Here is a 275-nt window from a genome sequence, read left to right as displayed (position 1 = left end):
CCATTCAGTGCTCTACCCCCACATCACTAACTTGAGGCTAGCCCTAAAGCTATTTCGGGGAGAACCAGCTATATCCGAGTTCGATTGGAATTTCACCGCTACCCACAAGTCATCCGATGGTTTTTTAACACCAAACGGTTCGGGCCTCCACGGAATTTTACTTCCGCTTCACCCTGCCCATGGGTAGGTCACCCGGTTTCGGGTCTACGCCATGCAACTAAACGCCCGTTTAAGACTCGGTTTCCCTGCGGCTCCAGACCTAAAGTCCTTAACCT

At 51.6% G+C, this 275-nt stretch carries 1 rRNA gene; it reads right to left on the bottom strand.

The features are described from left to right. Positions 1 to 275: ribosomal RNA gene (locus tag L21TH_RS00345) — 23S ribosomal RNA — on the bottom strand; the annotation flags it as partial.

It is taken from the genome of Caldisalinibacter kiritimatiensis, assembly GCF_000387765.1.
GTDB lineage: Bacteria > Bacillota > Clostridia > Tissierellales > Caldisalinibacteraceae > Caldisalinibacter > Caldisalinibacter kiritimatiensis.
The sequence above is the reverse complement of the archived record's forward strand: the minus strand, read 5'-3'. Positions and strand labels throughout refer to the sequence as shown.